16 protein-coding genes and 1 pseudogene are annotated in these 18153 nt (G+C 50.2%); 9 read left to right on the top strand and 8 right to left on the bottom strand.

The genetic code is table 11. The annotated features are described in order from the left end of the window. Nucleotides 1–13 precede the first annotated feature (13 nt). Nucleotides 14–1174, top strand: coding sequence for a pyridoxal phosphate-dependent aminotransferase (locus tag EHN13_RS09935; protein ID WP_124021320.1), 1161 nt, complete (start codon nt 14–16; stop codon nt 1172–1174). Between the two features lie 13 nt (nt 1175–1187). On the opposite strand, the gene EHN13_RS09930 is transcribed toward EHN13_RS09935, so the two are convergent. The 4 genes from EHN13_RS09930 to dsbG form a co-directional block, all read right to left on the bottom strand. After that, a complete protein-coding gene (locus EHN13_RS09930) occupies nt 1188–1805 on the bottom strand; it encodes an IbrB-like domain-containing protein (RefSeq protein ID WP_124021319.1) in 618 nt (205 codons plus the stop codon). Continuing rightward, complete coding sequence (locus EHN13_RS09925; protein WP_124021318.1) at nt 1790–3013, bottom strand: phosphoadenosine phosphosulfate reductase; 1224 nt, start codon at nt 3011–3013, stop codon at nt 1790–1792. The genes EHN13_RS09930 and EHN13_RS09925 overlap by 16 nt, the downstream gene beginning before the upstream one ends. A 131-nt stretch (nt 3014–3144) precedes the next feature. Next, nucleotides 3145–4077: a DNA-binding transcriptional repressor CitR gene (citR, locus tag EHN13_RS09920; protein ID WP_124021317.1), complete on the bottom strand. Its 933-nt coding sequence runs from the start codon at nt 4075–4077 to the stop codon at nt 3145–3147. A 225-nt stretch (nt 4078–4302) separates the two neighbouring features. Then, the gene (gene dsbG, locus EHN13_RS09915) at nt 4303–5049 is read right to left on the bottom strand and encodes a thiol:disulfide interchange protein DsbG (RefSeq protein WP_124021316.1); all 747 of its coding nucleotides are present in this window, start codon (nt 5047–5049) and stop codon (nt 4303–4305) included. Between the two features lie 374 nt (nt 5050–5423). On the opposite strand from dsbG, the gene ahpC reads away from it, so the two are divergent. From ahpC to EHN13_RS09885, 6 genes and pseudogenes are all read left to right on the top strand, one after another. After that, complete coding sequence (gene ahpC / locus EHN13_RS09910; RefSeq protein ID WP_002894394.1) at nt 5424–5987, top strand: alkyl hydroperoxide reductase subunit C; 564 nt, start codon at nt 5424–5426, stop codon at nt 5985–5987. 187 nt (nt 5988–6174) lie between these two features. After that, on the top strand, nt 6175–7740 hold the full coding sequence (gene ahpF, locus EHN13_RS09905) for an alkyl hydroperoxide reductase subunit F (protein WP_124021315.1): 1566 nt from the start codon (nt 6175–6177) through the stop codon (nt 7738–7740). A gap of 224 nt (nt 7741–7964) precedes the next feature. Beyond that, nucleotides 7965–8519 (top strand): TorD/DmsD family molecular chaperone, encoded by a 555-nt coding sequence (locus EHN13_RS09900; RefSeq protein ID WP_124021314.1) that lies wholly within the window; start codon nt 7965–7967, stop codon nt 8517–8519. Next, entirely contained in the window at nt 8516–10786 is a 2271-nt protein-coding gene (locus EHN13_RS09895; protein WP_124021313.1) for a molybdopterin-dependent oxidoreductase, read from the top strand. The genes EHN13_RS09900 and EHN13_RS09895 overlap by 4 nt, the downstream gene beginning before the upstream one ends. Continuing rightward, nucleotides 10783–11340, top strand: coding sequence for a 4Fe-4S dicluster domain-containing protein (locus tag EHN13_RS09890; protein WP_101742386.1), 558 nt, complete (start codon nt 10783–10785; stop codon nt 11338–11340). Before EHN13_RS09895 ends, EHN13_RS09890 begins: the two co-directional genes overlap by 4 nt. Beyond that, nucleotides 11340–12106, top strand: a pseudogene (locus EHN13_RS09885) (dimethyl sulfoxide reductase anchor subunit family protein). The gene EHN13_RS09890 and the pseudogene EHN13_RS09885 overlap by 1 nt, the downstream one beginning before the upstream one ends. Nucleotides 12107–12175: 69 nt before the next feature. Here EHN13_RS09885 and uspG read toward each other — a convergent pair. Continuing rightward, nucleotides 12176–12604, bottom strand: coding sequence for a universal stress protein UspG (uspG, locus tag EHN13_RS09880; RefSeq protein ID WP_003022101.1), 429 nt, complete (start codon nt 12602–12604; stop codon nt 12176–12178). A gap of 183 nt (nt 12605–12787) precedes the next feature. Continuing rightward, nucleotides 12788–13198, bottom strand: coding sequence for a nucleoside diphosphate kinase regulator (gene rnk, locus EHN13_RS09875; RefSeq protein WP_003022104.1), 411 nt, complete (start codon nt 13196–13198; stop codon nt 12788–12790). Between the two features lie 975 nt (nt 13199–14173). On the opposite strand from rnk, the gene EHN13_RS09865 reads away from it, so the two are divergent. Together EHN13_RS09865 and EHN13_RS09860 are read left to right on the top strand one after the other, a co-directional pair. Next, nucleotides 14174–15004 (top strand): alpha/beta fold hydrolase, encoded by an 831-nt coding sequence (locus EHN13_RS09865; protein WP_124021312.1) that lies wholly within the window; start codon nt 14174–14176, stop codon nt 15002–15004. Between the two features lie 96 nt (nt 15005–15100). Then, nucleotides 15101–15724 (top strand): flavin reductase family protein, encoded by a 624-nt coding sequence (locus EHN13_RS09860; protein ID WP_124021311.1) that lies wholly within the window; start codon nt 15101–15103, stop codon nt 15722–15724. A 41-nt stretch (nt 15725–15765) separates the two neighbouring features. On the opposite strand, the gene rna is transcribed toward EHN13_RS09860, so the two are convergent. Further along, the gene (gene rna / locus EHN13_RS09855; protein ID WP_003835606.1) at nt 15766–16572 is read right to left on the bottom strand and encodes a ribonuclease I; all 807 of its coding nucleotides are present in this window, start codon (nt 16570–16572) and stop codon (nt 15766–15768) included. Between the two features lie 110 nt (nt 16573–16682). Next, the gene (gene citT / locus EHN13_RS09850; protein ID WP_048212313.1) at nt 16683–18146 is read right to left on the bottom strand and encodes a citrate/succinate antiporter CitT; all 1464 of its coding nucleotides are present in this window, start codon (nt 18144–18146) and stop codon (nt 16683–16685) included. Nucleotides 18147–18153 lie beyond the last annotated feature (7 nt).

The following is an 18153-nucleotide window of genomic DNA, read 5'->3' as shown; positions in this document are numbered from 1 at the left end:
TGGGATAACAATAATGAGTAATAACCCGCTGATTCCGCAAAGCAAACTGCCTAATCTGGGCACCACTATTTTCACGCAAATGAGCGCGCTGGCGCAGCAGCACCAGGCCATTAACCTCTCGCAGGGATTTCCTGATTTTGATGGTCCACTCTTTTTACAAGAACGTCTGGCGTATCACGTCGCGCATGGCGCAAACCAGTATGCGCCGATGACGGGCGTACAGCCGCTGCGAGAGGCCATTGCGGATAAAACCGCGCAGTTGTACGGCTATAGACCCGACGCAAATATCGAAGTGACCGTTACTGCGGGGGCAACGGAAGCATTGTACGCCGCGATCACGGCACTGGTACGGCCTGGCGATGAGGTGATATGTTTTGACCCGAGCTACGACAGCTATGCGCCCGCGATTGAATTATCCGGCGGCGAGGTTAAACGCATCGCGCTGCAACCGCCGTCTTTTCGCGTCGACTGGCAGGAATTTGCTGCGCTAATCAGTGACCGCACCCGGCTGGTGATCCTAAATACACCGCATAACCCCTCGGCTACGGTATGGCAGAAGGCGGACTTTGAGGCGTTATGGCAGGCCATTAACCGGCATGAGATTTATGTTGTCAGTGACGAAGTCTACGAGCATATCTGTTTTGCCACGCATGGGCATGCCAGCGTGCTGGCGCATCCGCAACTAAGGGCGCGTGCAGTTGCCGTTTCATCATTTGGCAAAACCTATCATATGACGGGCTGGAAAGTGGGGTATTGTGTTGCGCCACCGGCTATCAGCGCGGAGTTACGTAAGGTCCATCAGTATTTAACCTTCTCGGTCAACACGCCGGCACAACTGGCGCTGGCGGATATGCTGCGCGAAGATCCGACGCACTACCGTGAGCTGCCCGCGTTTTATCAGAGAAAACGTGATGTGCTGGTGAATGCGCTGCGTGACAGTCGGCTGGAAATACTACCCTGCGAAGGGACGTACTTTTTACTGATTGATTACAGTGCTGTTTCTGATCTCAACGATGTGGCGTTTTGCCAATGGCTGACTAAAGAGGTCGGCGTGGCGGCGATACCACTGTCCGTTTTCTGCGCCGATCCTTTCCCACATAAGCTGATTCGCCTGTGTTTTGCTAAGCAAGAATCGACGCTGCTGGCAGCGGCAGAACGCCTGGTTACGCTGTAGTGACGCGATTTCGTTACTTCACCGTCCAGGCTTTGGAGAATCGACGGTCGGCAAATAACTCTTGCAGACCGTTGATTTGCTTCAGACGTAAGACTTCGTCGCTATCCATTCCCAGTTCTTTACCGATTTTCTCTTCGCTCCAGCCTAATTGTGATAATTCACGAACGATTTCCGACATAGCATGGATTTGATGCCGCCCACGGGCACGATTGTGGCGGATTGTTGCCGCCATGCGCTCATGACGCCCGCGTTGCAGACAGGCAACGGGCAGATAACCTTTCAGGCGTGATTTTAGCGATGATTTGTTTTTGCCGATTTCATGTCGATGGAATCCGTCGACGATTTCATATTCTTCCGGGGTTGATTGAACCACGACGATCGGTTGTGTGAAGCCATCGGCTTCAATGGATTTCAGCAGTAGCTTTTTCTCCGGCGGCGCAACGTTATTTGGGTTGTAATCATTTGGCGAAATAGCGCTGTTTTTGATCCACAGAACGCAGTCTACCGGTTCATCACGGAAAGGACTGACGCTATGGATTGCCATCCTGAATTCATTGATTGCTTCAATTCGTTCTTCTTCTGAAAGGCCAGAAAGAAAACCGGTGAGTTCCTGAGTTAGTCGTCGTTGCATAAGATCCCCCATTCCTGGCGTTTGGTTTTCATACGTTCGTTATAACGCTGATAGTTTTTCATTTTTGTGGGACTGAATGAGAGTGCCCGACACCAGTAGTCATTATTCAGCAGTACTTTGCAGATCCGTCTCCATGAGGGGATATCTTTAGAACCAATATCGTTTTTCTGGGTTTGAGGAATATTATCGATCCCTTTTTTCTTGTACCACTGTAAATAGACGGCGATTTTGTTGCGGTAGTGCTCTGCGGTCTGTTGCGGCATGCTGTCTAATAGCAGCATGGCGTACGCTTGCCAGCTTAAATGCTCAGGTTTTAATATTTTCCGGTGGCCGTAAAAATGGTTGTCATGACCGGCGTATATTCCGCCGCTTTTAACGCCGCTAACCCGGGTGCACATGGCTGCCCATCGCTGTGGCTCAATAACATGATACAGCCACAGTCCCTGGCGTTGTTCCGGGCCAAAGGGTTCGCAAATGCGCATATATCGTGTTGGCACGCCAGCCTGGTACATCAGGTTATACAGGGGGTTGCATGGCATTTTTGTTTTCGCAAACCATGTCCATATATCGGCTGTTTTCCAGTCATACACCGGATAGATATACCAGGTGTGTCCTCCCGGTGCGGCGGTAGTCCACGGTTTGTCATCGGCAAAACGTTGCTTACGTGAATGGGCAATGGCGACAAAACGGTTATATGACTCGTCGGCACGGATGCCTACCATCATTGCCGCAGGACGTTTTTCTGAAAACCAGTCAGCGAACTCACGAACGAATTGTTCAAAGGTCATGCCGGGTTGGTAGAAATGAAAGAAACTGGGATCGGTAATCGCATCTGCTGGTGGTTGCCGCACCCATTGTGTATTGGGTTCCCAACACTGCCATTCCGGTTGAAATTGTGAGAGAGAATTTTGGGTGGTGAGCGGTATTGCTACCCAATAAAAACGTTCTATAACGTCAGAATAGTGTTCTCGTAGCGCTTCAACATAGTCGATAGTACAAGAGAACTGGGCTTCCCAGTCAATAAACAATACGCTTATTTTTTTATGTAACTGGCGTGCAAGAGTGGCGGTGAGATGCATCATGAGCCCGGAGTCTTTCCCTCCAGACAGTGAAACGCACACGCGAGGCAGTGTTTCCAAAGTCCAGGTAATGCGTTCCTGAGCGGCTTCCAGCACGCTCTGACTCAGAGGGATTTTGTAAACAGACATAGCAAGTCCATACTGAAAGAATAAAAGAGTAACATCTCTAATGTATACTTTGAATAAGATATGCCAATTTACGAAGCGTGCAACCTTTAAATACATTCACTTAATGTATTTAAAAATTTTTCTTATTTAGTTTATGTATAGTTCTTTGATGTGTCGCTTTTTTCGGTTTTTTTTTTTTTTTTTGCTATGGAATTCTCAAAGTTTTTGTTGTTAAGTGAGGCCCGGTTGTACATTAAAAATAGATTCATTGATGGTGGCTTAATATCTGTTTTGATTTTCTTTAAATTGAATAATGATGAATATAATTCAAAGGTTGGTTTAGGAATGAAACCAATGATATCTGTAATGGATATAATGTTGATAATTGACATCAGTGAATCACTAGAGAACCCGGTTTTACGATTGGCGAGAAAAGCATTTGTTTCCGACTGGTACTCTTTTACACCAGCATCGTCAGAGAGAAACCGCGAAAACTGTTCTTCCAATATTTCATTTAACGTTGTTTTTTCATTTATTCTGGGGTGGTTTTTGCCACAGACCAATACGGTCTCAATTGTCCTGAATGGGGTGCATATAATTGAGCGGTTAACGATCGGTGATGTCGTGATGACAACATCCGCTTTACGGTAGGCGAGTAAGTCTTCAGCGGTTTTCGATGTTATCAGAATATCACGATGTTCAATTTCAACATATTTGTCTTCCCTGATAGATTTAATTAACTCACTTATGTAGACATTGCTGATAATTTGCGGACTGTAAATGACGAATTTTTTCTTCAGACTGGAACTGTGCATGATATTTATTGTTTCTTCCAGACTGTTGAGATTGTTCTCAAGGTGATGGTGTAGATTGACCGCCGTTACGGTAGGCGTAATGCCTTTCCCTGCCCGAATAAACAAAGGATCATTGAATTGGGTGCGAAGCCTTTGTAGCGACTGGCTAACGGCTGAGGGGGTAATAAACAGCGTTTCGGCGGCTTTGCTTATGCTCAGATTCTGATAGATACACTCGAAAATAACCAGCAGGTTCAGATCGAATTTTTTGAGGTCGTAAAGGTTAGCCATACGCTAATTCCTGTTTTAGTTTAGTTGTGAAATATTTCATTTTGTTATGTATAAGTTGTAATGCATTATCGTTTCATATACATGTAAAACTTAATGAATAGTTTACTACTACTTAAAATAGCACAGGCAGGGTTATTTTTTCGGTAAAAAGTGCTAACGGGTTAATTGATATAGAAAAGAAGAATGATTGATATGAAAATAATATCAATCATTCGTTGTGTATATTTATTTGGCTCCCATAATAATATCCAGCTTCTCTTTGTCGGGCAAACCTACTGCCTGTTGCAGGGTATTATCTTTGCTCATGTAATAAATGGCGGGCGTGACATTGGCGCCTAAATCGTCCATTAGTTTTTGGTTGATATTCAGCGTCTTCATTTGCTCGGCAGGCGGGTTTGCTGGCAGCGCCAGCGTCATTTTGCCGCCGGAGGCTTCATAGTCGTGCCAGGTTTTAGCGGGGTCCTTGCTTGCCAGAATGGCCGCAGCAGTTGCCGGACTTTCGGGTTTTATTACGCCAACCAGCAACGTGCGCAGTTGAACTTTACCGGCGTCCACCCACGGGCGCGCCTGCTGCCAGAACTGTTTACAATAGGGACAGAAGGGATCGGCAAACACATACAGAATAACTGGCGCGTCTTTTTTGCCATCCAGAATCCACGACGCTTTTTCCATGCGTTGCCACATCTCGCGCCCGGCAGGGGCATAGATCTCTTTTTCTATCAGCGCATTACTCAGGTTTTCACCTTTCTCGTTATACATATAGCCGGAGATCGCCTGTTTTCCATCAGGCGTCACATAGATAGTGACCCCCATGTCCTGATATTTGCCCAGATAACCTTTCATGCCTCCCGGGGCGTCGAACGACTTCAGAATCGTAATGCCCTGTTTCTCAATCGCTTTCACGGGGGCAGGAAGCTCTTCAGCGTGGACGACAGCAGGGAGCAGAGCTAAGAGTAATGTACGTTTAAACATTGATTTTCCTTATAAAATTAGAAGGAAAGGGAGTTAAGTTGCAAAACCTATCGCAGACATAGGTAAGAACGACAGTCTGTCGATTGCCCTTTCGGTAGTTGGGTGATGTAATCCCAATCGCTGTTACGACCTTGGTTAAGGTAATGTAGAGCGCAACACATAGCCAGTTCTGCTGGCACTGAAGTTACTTGCGGGTAACTCGGGTAATGAGGCTCCCTGCAAAGGGAGCCTTTTTTACTTTTAGAATAGGGTTTACACCATGCGGTTGAGTCGGTTGTTAGTTAACGCTTATTGATTTGATAAAGGAAACGCATTAGCCCTTATCAATGATTTTCGTTAACTTATCCCTCAACGAAAACACGGAGGAAGTACAGATGTCTTTGATTAATACCAAAATTAAACCTTTCAAAAACCAGGCGTTCAAAAACGGTGAGTTCATTGAAGTAACCGAGAAAGATACCGAAGGTCGTTGGAGTGTCTTCTTCTTCTACCCGGCTGATTTTACGTTCGTATGTCCGACCGAGCTGGGCGACGTTGCTGACCATTACGAAGAACTGCAGAAACTGGGTGTGGACGTTTACTCTGTTTCTACTGACACTCATTTTACTCACAAAGCATGGCACAGCAGCTCTGAAACCATCGCGAAAATCAAATATGCGATGATCGGCGACCCGACTGGCGCCCTGACCCGTAACTTCGACAATATGCGTGAAGATGAAGGTCTGGCTGACCGTGCAACATTCGTTGTTGACCCGCAGGGTATCATCCAGGCAATCGAAGTTACCGCTGAAGGTATCGGCCGTGATGCGTCTGACCTGCTGCGCAAAATTAAAGCTGCACAGTATGTCGCTTCCCACCCAGGTGAAGTTTGCCCGGCTAAGTGGAAAGAAGGCGAAGCGACCTTAGCGCCATCTTTAGATCTGGTCGGCAAGATCTAAGTCTGTTTTGCCTTGCGGCGCTGCGCTTGCATAGGCCTACGAAACCGTAGGCCGGGTAAACGAAGTGCCACCCGGCAATCAATGGGCGCAGACGCGCCCATTTCATTCCAGCACCATGACGCAAGTTGCATTGATGCGGCCCCGCGAATTCGGCTTGCATGATGATGTTTTCAGAGAGGGAAGAATAATGCTCGACACAAATATGAAAACCCAGCTCAAGGCTTATCTTGAGAAACTGACCAAACCTGTTGAGCTGATTGCTACGCTGGATGACAGCGCTAAATCGGCAGAAATCAAGGAACTGCTGACTGAAATTGCTGAACTGTCAGAAAAAGTCACCTTTAAAGAAGACAATACTCTGGCCGTACGTAAGCCATCGTTTCTGATAACCAACCCTGGTTCTCACCAGGGGCCGCGCTTTGCCGGTTCTCCGCTGGGGCATGAGTTTACCTCTCTGGTTCTGGCGCTGTTGTGGACAGGCGGTCATCCGTCAAAAGAGGCACAGTCACTGCTGGAGCAGATCCGCGACCTCGACGGGGACTTTGAGTTTGAAACCTATTATTCGCTTTCCTGCCATAACTGCCCGGATGTGGTGCAAGCTCTGAACCTGATGTCCGTGCTGAACCCGCGTATCAAGCATACGGCGATTGATGGCGGTACATTCCAGAACGAAATTACCGATCGTAACGTCATGGGCGTTCCGGCGGTCTATATGAACGGCAAAGAGTTCGGCCAGGGTCGTATGACGCTGACTGAAATCGTAGCGAAAGTGGATACCGGTGCAGAAAAGCGCGCAGCGGAAGAGTTGAATAAGCGTGATGCTTACGATGTGCTGATCGTCGGTTCGGGTCCTGCGGGGGCGGCGGCAGCGGTGTACTCTGCACGTAAAGGCATTCGCACCGGTCTGATGGGCGAACGCTTTGGCGGTCAGGTTCTTGATACCGTTGATATCGAAAACTACATCTCTGTACCGAAAACCGAAGGCCAGAAACTGGCTGGCGCACTGAAAGCACATGTTGATGATTACGATGTTGATGTTATTGATAGCCAGAGTGCGAGCAAACTGGTTCCGGCAGCTCAGGAAGGTGGTTTGCATCAGATTGAAACGGCTTCCGGCGCGGTGTTGAAAGCACGCAGCATCATCATTGCTACCGGTGCAAAATGGCGCAACATGAATGTTCCGGGTGAAGATCAGTATCGCACCAAGGGCGTAACCTACTGTCCGCACTGTGATGGCCCGCTGTTTAAAGGCAAGCGTGTCGCGGTGATAGGTGGCGGTAACTCGGGTGTTGAAGCGGCTATCGATCTGGCGGGTATCGTCGAGCACGTGACGTTGCTGGAATTTGCCCCGGAAATGAAGGCAGACCAGGTGCTGCAGAATAAGCTTCGCAGTCTGAAAAATGTCGACATCATTCTGAATGCGCAAACCACAGAAGTGAAAGGCGATGGCAGCAAGGTCACTGGCCTGGAGTATCGTGACCGCGTGAGCGGAGATGTTCACAATGTGGAACTGGCTGGTATCTTTGTACAGATTGGTCTGCTGCCGAACACCAACTGGCTGGAAGGCGCCGTTGAACGTAATCGCATGGGTGAAATCATCATCGATGCCAAGTGCGAAACCAGCGTGAAAGGTGTTTTCGCTGCCGGTGACTGCACCACCGTACCCTATAAGCAGATTATCATTGCGACTGGCGAAGGTGCCAAAGCATCATTGAGCGCGTTTGATTATCTGATTCGCACGACAGTAGCATAAAAAAAGTAAGACATACCTGCAATGCCAAAACCGCCAGTTTCCCGCTGGCGGTTTTTTATTTCCGCCTCTCACAGATTGTTAATTCTTGAAACAATAAACCGCATAAAACATTATTTTAGTTAGCCCGATCATTTCTTTGGTCAAAGAAAGCGTTAAGGTTTCATTTATTATATTAGCCTGCACTATGTTTTTATTTGTTGTATGAATAAATGGTTGGTTAATTCATGGGTGAAATATATGAAACCCTGACGAGCTTTGAATCGACAGGGTTATTGTTGCGTGATTTTTTTATCTCTTATGACAGTACCACACTGAGAAGGGCTTATTCAGCCCTGGATAAAAATGCCGCGTCGCTAACAGAGCAGGAGTGGCTGAAAGCGGAGTACGACTTCAATGCGCTGTTTGTCGGACCACAGAAACTAAAGGCCGCGCCGTTTGCCTCGGTTTATCTTGAAGAAGATGCCCTCGTCATGGGTAAATCAACCCTGAGCATTCGGGAATTCATGGCAAATATAGGATTATCTATAAATAGTGTGAATAATATCCCGGATGATCATATTTCCTGCGTATTGGAATTGGCGGTTTTATTATCGGCTAATGCCAGAGCATCGTCAGAATACCAGGTTACCCTTACTCGATATGCATCTGAGTATATAGCGCTGTGGGTGCCCGAGTATATAGAAAAAATAAATATAAATGCACAAACCGCCACGTTGAAAAACGCAGCGGGAAGATTGTCTTCTTGGCTTGATGAATTAAAAACGAGAGTATCAATATGAGTAATGAACCGGGAGTTCTGAACAGACGTTCATTTTTGAAAGGGTTGATTGCCCTTGGCACGGTCGCAGCCCTGCCAGGGGGATTGCTGACTTCACGCTGTGCATTGGCGCAACCGCCCATTCCTTTTAACCCTAAAACCTACAAAATCTATCGTAACGCCTGTCCGCGTAACTGCTATGACACTTGTAGCCTGAAAACCTGGGTGAAGGATGACGTCATCACCTTTGTCGAAGGTGCACCGGAATCAACGTTTACGCATGGAACTCCGTGTGTGAAGGGACTGAGCTACCCACGCAGGGTATACAGTCCGGACCGCATTAAATATCCGATGGTTCAGGATGTTCGCGGTAGCGGTAACTGGCGTCGTATTTCCTGGGACGAAGCAATGCAGCGCATTGCGACCAAGATGCTGGAGATCAAAAAGAAAGACGGTTCAATGCTGGGTCTGGCGATGACCAAATATTCCGGCAAATTCGGGGTATTGAACTATGCGGTTGAAGGGATGATGTCTTCGCTGGGTTACACCACGCGTTTTGCTGGAACACCTTGCTGGCCGGCCGGTATCGATGCCCAGAACTACGATATGGGTGATATGTGGTGTAACGACCCGGAAGATTTTGTGAAAGCAAAATACATCATTATCTGGGGCGCTAACCCGGCCTGGTGCTCTATGCACACCATGAAGTATATCTACCAGGCGCGGGAGAAAGGGGCGAAAGTGGTCGTTATCGATCCGCTGTTAACCCAGACCGCTGCGAAAGCCGATCTCTATTTACGTGTTCGCCCTGGATCAGATGGCGCTCTGGCGCTGGGTATGGCACGCCACCTGGTGGACAAAGGATTGGTTGATCAGGATTTCGTCAACAACTATTCCCATGGTTACCCGGAATTCGAAGCCTATCTGCGTAACAGCGTTACCGTAGAGTGGGCGTCTGAGATTTGCGGGCTGTCGGCGGATGTTATTCGCCAGTTGGCGGAAGAATTTACCGCGGTTAACCCTGCTACCGTGTGGATTGGCTACGGCATGCAGCGTCATGTTAACGGCGGCGCTAACGTACGGGCGATCGATGCCTTTGTCGCAATGACCGGCAATATTGGCATTGAGGGCGGTGGCGCTCGCTACGGTCACCTGCATACCTGGGGCTTTAACTACAATGCCATGCTGCAAAAGCCACCGGTAGGCTCCATCGGTATGCCAGGTGCAGCGGGAACTACCAGCGAGTTTGGTTCTTCGGGGGAAGTCGCACAGTATTCCGATCGCTCATTGAATATCAACCAGACCGCAAAAGGAATTCTGGAAGCCAACGAGCCGCCTGTCCGAATGCTTTGGGTTGCCTGTAAGAACCCGTTTGCTCAGGATTTTGATCGCAGCAAGATGGAAAAAGCATTCGAAAAACTGGAAATGGTGGTCTGCGCCGATCAGTTCTTTAACGAAACCGTCCAGCATGCCGATATCGTTTTGCCTGTCACCACGGCTTTTGAAGAATGGAACGTAGACGCCTCATACTGGCACTACTGGCTCTCAATCAACCAGCCTGCAATTAAGCCAATGTACGAGGCAAAATGCGATCTGGAAATCGCCGTTTTACTTTCCCGCACAATCAACAAGCTGGAGCCGGGTTCTTGCACATTCCCGCAGGAGTTCGATCATAAGCGTTGGCTGGACCAGGAGTTCAATGATGGGATGGCCAAAATGTTTGGTATTTCCTCCTGGGATGATTTGCTGGAAGGACCGAAAAAAGCCATTCTGCCAAGTTCTGCGGCCTGGTATGACCGTAAGTTTAAAACGCCCTCTGGAAAGTTTGAGTTCAAATCTGAGCTGTGTGAGAAAAATGGCCATACGGCGCTGCCGGAATACAAACCGGAGGCGAAAAGCACGCTGCCATTCCACCTGTTTACACCGCATGTGCAGTTCGGTATCCATTCCCAATTTATCAACCTTGACTGGATGCAGGTCTTCTATCCGGAGCCGTTTGTCTATATGCATCCGATTTCCGCAGAAAAAAGAGGCATTGCCGAAAACGACCTGGTGAAAGTGTTTAACACCGTAGGTGAAGTAGAACTGCGTGCGAAGGTGACCGCTAACGTTCCGGAAGATTTCCTGGTGATGTACGAGGCGTGGTTCCCGAAACGGAAATACAACGTTCAAAACGTGGTGGCGGATACCCCAGCCGATATGGGGTTGATGAAAACCGGTGCGCCAGGTGCGGCTATCCACAGTCAGTTTGCGGATATCATTTTGATCAGTAAAGGAGCAGCGGCATGAGACGCGCGTTTTTAGTTAATAGCGATAAATGCATCGGCTGCCGTGGCTGTGCGATGGCGTGTAAAAGTTTTAACCAGCTGGAGCCTGAACGTTTCTGGCGCTACGTCTATCCGCTGGATAAAGAAATTTATCCGCATGAAGAGCGGGCGTTCTATTCGCTGGCCTGTAACCACTGCGAAAACCCGGCCTGCCTGGCGGCTTGTCCGGTAGAGGCGTACACCAAACGTGAAGATGGTGTCGTGGTGCATAACCCGGAGCGCTGTATTGGATGCAAAAACTGTATCCGCAACTGTCCATACGGTGCGCCTCGTTTCAATGAAGAGACGAAAAAGGCGGAAAAATGCAGCATGTGCTACGAGCGTCTTGATGTTGGCATGCAGCCAGCGTGCGTGAATGCCTGTCCGGTAGGTGCACTGACGCTTATTGACCTCGATGCCGATCCGATACCTGACAATGCGGTGCAGTTTCCGCCGGGATTCCCGCGTATGCCGCAGCTTAATCCAGGCACGCGTTTTATCCTCGCGCGTCAGCCGAAGCAGCCGGAGGGCAAGTAATGGAAAAGTATGAACTTCCTCTGGTCATTTTTACCGTACTGAGTCAGATGTCGGTCGGTATAACGCTCATTCTGACGCTGCGCGCGTTGCAAGGAAAACTGGAAAGCAAACGCCTGTACTGGTTGGTTAGCGGGCTGGTTCTGGCGGCGGCTTCCGTGGCGGCGGTATTGCACCTTGCGCATCCGGATCGCGCCTACAACGCCCTGATCAACCTGCAGCACGCCTGGCTCAGCCGTGAAATTCTCGGCGCAACGTTATACGGCGCGGCGGTGGGCGTGACGTTTTTGGCAAAAGGGCATAAAGTGCCGGCGGTTCTGGCTTCTGTTCTCGGGATCGCGCTGGTGGCGGTACAGGGGATGACCTATGCTGCACCGGCAATGGTGGCGATCGCCAACGGTCTGACGATGCTGCTGTTTTTCATTACGGTGTGGGTGATGGGCTGCGCGGCGATTCCGCTGCTTAACCTCGCGCCTGCCGTTGCCGCATTGCGCCAGGGGATTGTTGTGTGTATGGCGGTCATGATTGCCGCGCCTGTTATCTGGCTAAGCGGCGGCACCATCATGCAGATGACGGCGCATGCCTGGCTGACGTCGCCGCTTTATCTCGCAAGTCTGGTGTGTCTGGCGGTGGCCTTTGTGCTCAGCCGCCAGGGCGAGCGTAGTGCAAAAGCGCTCTTTGTCCTGCTGTTTGTTGGCATATTCCTGAGTCGTCTGACTTCTTTGGCGATACGGTCAGCACCATCGTGAATATCGGTCATTTGTATTGATCGTGGGGTAATAAAAACCCCTGTCAGGCGTTAACCTGGCAGGGGTTTTCTTTAGCGAATCAGTGGCGGTTAACGAACAACCAGCACTGGCAAAGTCGCGTGGCGAACAACGCTGGAAGCGTTTGAGCCGAGCAGATGGGTGCTGATTGATGGGTTACGCGACCCAATGACCACCACATCTGCATTCAACTCTTCACCTAACTCGTTGACCACGTCACGGACGCTGCCAAAGCGGACGTGTTGCTTAATACGGGAAGGATCGATGCTGAAGTGACCGACCATCGTTTGCAGACGGGTTTCCGCTTCGTGTTGCAGATGCTCTTCAAAACGACGAACGTCAGCCGCAAAGCGGTGCAGACTTAGGCTCGCTGAGCCTGGCAGCACATGCAGCAGATGGATAACCCCTTTATCCTGGGCCAGAAATTCTGCATGGCGAATAGCCTTGTCGCTCAGTTCCATTTCGAATACATCAACAGGCATTATGATTGTGTTGTACATAAACATTCTCCTTGTCATTACATGAACACATAACAGCATAGTATTAAAAATGATTCTGTCAGTCACGACACAGATTTATGTTTTGCGAACAGGAAAGAAAGCGAGGAGCAGGGGGATCTAACCGGAAAGAGGATGCGGATGCATCCCCTGTAAGATAAAGCGAGTGGCTTTGATAAGACAGAGTTAGCGCAGGTAGTCGCCTGCAGCTTCAGGCTGGTACTCAAGCTCAATAACTTCGAGGTGCGTTGAGGTCCCGCCTGGCAGTTCCCAGTGAATGGTATCACCCACGCGCAGCCCCAAAAGTGCAGCGCCGACAGGTGCCATTACCGAAAGCTGTGTGCTGCTGTCAGTCATAGTGGCCGGATACACCAGGGTACGCACACGGACTTCGCCATCACTCAGATTGCGGAATTTCACGCGGCTGTTCATGGTCACGACATCGTGCGGCATGGTTTCTGGAGAACACATTTGGGCACGATCCAGCTCGGCGTTAAGGGCGTCGGCAATCGGTAAACCAGCAAACGCAGGTTGCTCCAACAGGCGGTCAATGCGTTCCGCATCGAGGTCGTTAATGATGATAGTTGGTCTGGACATTTATTACTCCATGTCGTCGATACTGCGGGTGCGCAGGTAAATAATCCCAAAAGAAAACCCTCACCGTCAGGCGGCAAGGGTTTAGCTTTTATGATGATACTGAGACTTACCCCATGTTTGAAGTGATTTAGTTCACATTCAGGCAAATCATCAATATTGTCGCGTATGGTGTAATGTCAGCCAGTTAAGCATTATAGGGAACATGTGATTCCGGCTCAGGGTTCCGTTCACTTCAGCGTCATCACTTTTCTGCGGCACAGCCCCCGTGAACGGGCAAGGGAGGCTCGCCGCCGCCTCCCTTGCAACCCAGGCTCCCGGCGGGAAAATCGTCGCTACGCGATGTATTCGTCTTATGCCGTCTGCCTGTCGGGTCGGGGCCGAGCCTACGTCCATGCAGGCCGTCCCCTCTGTCCGCATCCCTGCGGACAGACCCGGTCAGCCGTCAACGCCTCATCGATTTTCAGCCGGACCGGGGTCATCGCTTCAACGCTCTGACTTCCAGCTCAATCTGTTTTGCTGTTTAAACAAAAAAAGTAGATGGTCAGGTGTGAGCTGGTCCGGCTGGAAATTGCCGACGTGTTTCCGTAAGGCCGGGAGAGCCTGCATGGATGCTGGCTCAGGGCGCGCTTTGCAGGGACGCTACCTCGCGCCCGGCCCGAAAGCCTGAAGGAATAATCGGAGGGAACCACGAAGTGGCAATTTTCCCGCCGGGAGCCGGGATTGTTAAGGGTACAGCGATAGTACCCTTAACACGTTCACAGGCAGTATGGTTTCAGAGAAGTGAAAAACATAAGGTGAACGGAACAATACACCAGAGGCAACAGGTTCATTACCTTTAGTTCGTTAACTGACAAGCATTACGCGTATGGTGTGATTTTAGCCGAAAAACGTGATCGTTCTCCAATTTGCATTATGCTTTTTAAGCGCTCGCTGCGGGCGCGTCAAACAACTCAGTGTTCCGCGACAGGAGATCTCATGAGCCAGTACGACAAACTTACCTTGAAAGACGGCAGCTATTTGCATTTCAAAGACTGGGGAAGCGGCCAGCCCATTGTGTTCAGCCATGGTTGGCCGCTGACGGCAGATGCGTTTGAGGATCAGATGTTGTTCCTCGGGTCGAAAGGATTTCGTGTGATCGCCCATGACAGGCGTGGGCATGGGCGTTCGGCCCAACCCTGGGATGGTCACAATATGGATCAGTATGCTGACGATCTGGCTGAACTTACCGCGCATCTCAATCTTAAAGATGCCGTCCATGTCGGACACTCTACCGGCGGTGGGGAAGTGGCTCGTTATATTGGCCGCCATGGGACGCAGAGGGTGGCAAAAGCGGTGTTAATTGGCGCGGTGACGCCCATTATGATCAAGACCGACTTTAATCCAAATGGCGTGCCGAAAGAGGTATTCGATGGCATCCGTGAAGGGGTTGTGAACGATCGTGCCGCCTTTTTCTATGAGTTGACGGCCGCATTCTATGGCTACAATCGACCGGGCGCAAAGGAGTCGAAGTCGGTCCGCGAAAGCTTTGTTGAACAGGGCTTACAAGGTTCCATCAAAGCGTTATATGACTGTATCCACGCGTTTTCAGAAACTGACCTGCGTGAGGATCTCAAAAAAATGACCATCCCGACGCTGGTGATCCACGGTGACGACGATCAGATTGTCCCGTTTGAAACCTGCGGCAAGGTTGCGGCAGAAATCCTACCAGATGCACAGTTGAAGGTGTATGCCGGAGGGTCTCACGGTATTTGCACCACCCATAAACAGCAGATCAACGCCGATCTACTCGACTTTATTCAGTCGTAATCGTTCGTGGATTGTTCTACGCTGATCCTCTTCCGTCAGGGGGATGAGCGAAGCATAATTTGTGCTGCGCTGACGTTAACTTCAACAGGGAACGCTATGTATTTCTATCAACCGTCACAGGGACACGGCCTGCCACATGACCCGCTCAATGCCATTATTGGGCCACGCCCTATTGGCTGGATTGCGTCGCGTGACGACAATGGTCGGCACAATCTGGCACCATACAGTTTCTTTAACTGTTTTAACTATCATCCGCCGATTATCGGTTTCGCCAGCAGCGGCTGGAAAGACAGCGTGCAGAATATTATCGAAACCGGTGAATTTGTCTGGAACCTGACGACTCTTGAGCTGGCCACTGCGATGAACGAAACGTCAGCCAGCTTGCCGCACGGTGAGGACGAGTTTTTTGCCGCCGGGCTTAGCAAGGCAGATAGCCGGATAGTCAACGTGCCGCGCGTGGCGCAAAGCCCGGTCAATTTTGAGTGTCGCTTATCGCAAAGCCTGCAACTGACTACCGCAGATGGCTCACCGGTTGATACCTGGCTGGTATTGGGGGAAGTGGTGGGCATCCACATCGATGAAACGCTGCTGGAAGAGGGCATCTATCAGACGGCGAAAGCGAAGCCGGTACTGCGCGCAGGTGGGCCAACGGCATATTATTCGATCAGTGAAACACACCGTTTTGATTTAGTTCGCCCGGACGCCCGAGCAAAACGCTAAGCTTACGGACCGACGCCAGCTTGCAGCGTCGGTCGCAAGTTTCAATATCCCACTTTGTCGATAATAAACTGTTTACCACAGCTACCTGGATGTGGTTGCGGTAAGAATGACTGTGCAGATAACGTCTGGTTGATGTTGTCGGCTTTCAGGGATAACTGGATCTCAGTGAGATACGCTGGATTGCCGTGGCAGCTTAGCTTCACAGCTTTGACGTTCTCTTTGCCCCAGCTTTTGGCAACTGCAGCGTCAAATGCGTTACGGCTGACGGTTTTGCCGTAGTTTTCCGCCAGGAATTTGCCCACCTCGCTGTTCTTAACCTCATTATTCAGCCGTACCATCGTGCCAAAGTACGCGTCGGGATCAAAACCGAAACACGCGCCATGTTTGGCATACTCGTAACGTTCCAGACAGGATCTCCCTCCAGCGCCGGGCATTACGGCGCTGAGTTTTGCTGCGCTTTCCAGCGACAGTCCGGTTTCGGGGGCCGCGCATTTACGGCTGGCACGTGCTTCAGGCAGGTTGGGAATAGGGCGAGTCGCGCAGCCAAAACGCATCCAGCGGCGGTTGTCGACTCCACGGGCGGCAATGGATTTAGGCAGGCTGGGCCATAAACCGTGAACGGTCAGGAAATCCGCTTTGTCTGCGCTCTCTTTTTGTAAACGACATTCGTCAGGCTCCTGACGATTACGCTCGTGTTGGCTCTGACAAAATCCGGTTTGCCAGGAGAGGGCCAGCACGTAACTGTCAAAATCAGCGTACTGTTTTGCCTGAAGTTCATCGGCCTGAGCTGCAGAAACTGGCAGCAGAAGCGCTGCCAGTAATGAAGAATAACGCCATGTTGATGTCATGATGATTTCGAATACTTATATAAATTATGAATATCATCTATTTAATCATAAAAAATGCCAGTCAGGTTTAGCTGACTGGCATCATTTTCATTAGGCGTGAACCGAAATGATTAGCTCCACATTGCCAGAATCGGCCAGCCGACCAGCAGAAGCATAGAGATGTAGATAACGCCGAAGATAGCACCCAGACGCCAGTAGTCTTTAGACTTCACATAACCACAGCCGTAGATGATAACGCCAGGGCCTGTTGCATATGGAGTCAGACAGCCCATGATACCGATGGACAGTACCAGCAGGATACACAGGTGTTCCATCGGCACGCCCGGGATACCTTTACCTACAGCCAGAATAACCGGCAGCATGGTGGCGGTGTGCGCAGAAAGGCTGGCAAACAGGTAGTGAGCAAAGTAGAACACCAGCACCAGCACGATTACTGTCGCGTTAGGCGAGAAACCTTCCAGGTGCGTACTCATGGTGTTGGCGAACCAGTCGATAAAACCGGAACGGGTTAAACCGTTGGCCATTACTACCAGAGTGGCAAGGTTGACCAGGGTGTTCCATGCGCTGTTATAGCGGGTAATGTCTTTCCACGGTACCACGTGCAGCGCCAGCATCAGGGAGACAGCCAGCAGGCCCACTGCGGTAGCGTCAATCAGCTTACCACCGAAAACCCACAGACCCAGGCTCAGTAAAACCAGACCGATCAGCGTTATCTCTTTACGGGTCAGTTTACCCATGGTTTTCAGTTCATCACCGGCCCATGCGGCAACTTCAGCACTGTGGGTGACTTCCGGCTTGTACAGAACATAGGACAGCCACGGAGCAACGATCAGCAAAATAATACCGACCGGCAGGAAGCTGAGGAACCATTGCAGCCAGCTGATTTGAATACCGGCAATTTTGTTGACGAATTCCAGACCCAGTACGTTTGGCGCAGCGCCGGTCACGAACATAGAGGAGCTCAGGCTGGTACTGATAACCATCATCCACATCAGATATCCGCCGATACGGCGCGCGGAAGGATCGTTAGGGAAGGATTTAAACAGCGGCGGCAGGTTTTTGATAACCGGGAATACAGTACCACCGGTACGCGCGGTGTTGGACGGTGTAAACGGCGCCAGCAGAATGTCGATGATAACAATCGCATAGCCCAGCGTCAGGGTACGTTTCCCCATGAATTTCACCAGGAACAGCGCGATACGACGACCCAGACCGGTGACTTCATAACCCAGTGCGAAGATAAACGCACCAAACACCAACCACACGGTGGTGCTGGAGAAGCCCGCCAGACCCCATTTCAGCGCTTGCTTACCCGCTTTAAATGCCGGGTCGGCCAGTTCTGAAGCATCAAACAGCAGATAGTTGCTGCCGATAACGCAGATCGTTACGGCGATAAAGCTGATCGCTGTTGCCGGAATTGGCTCCAGGATCATACCGACGATCATCGCCACAAACACGGCAAAGTAGTGCCAGGCCTGTGGAGGCATTCCATCAGGGACGGGGATAAGAAACATGACGCCCATTACGACCAATGGGGCCAGTAACTTCCATATTTTATCTTTTGCTAAAGACATGTGTGAT

Origin of the sequence: Citrobacter youngae (genome assembly GCF_003818115.1) — a bacterium.
Classification (GTDB): domain Bacteria; phylum Pseudomonadota; class Gammaproteobacteria; order Enterobacterales; family Enterobacteriaceae; genus Citrobacter; species Citrobacter youngae.
Note: the sequence above shows the minus strand (reverse complement) of the source record. Positions and strands in the feature narration are given on the sequence as shown.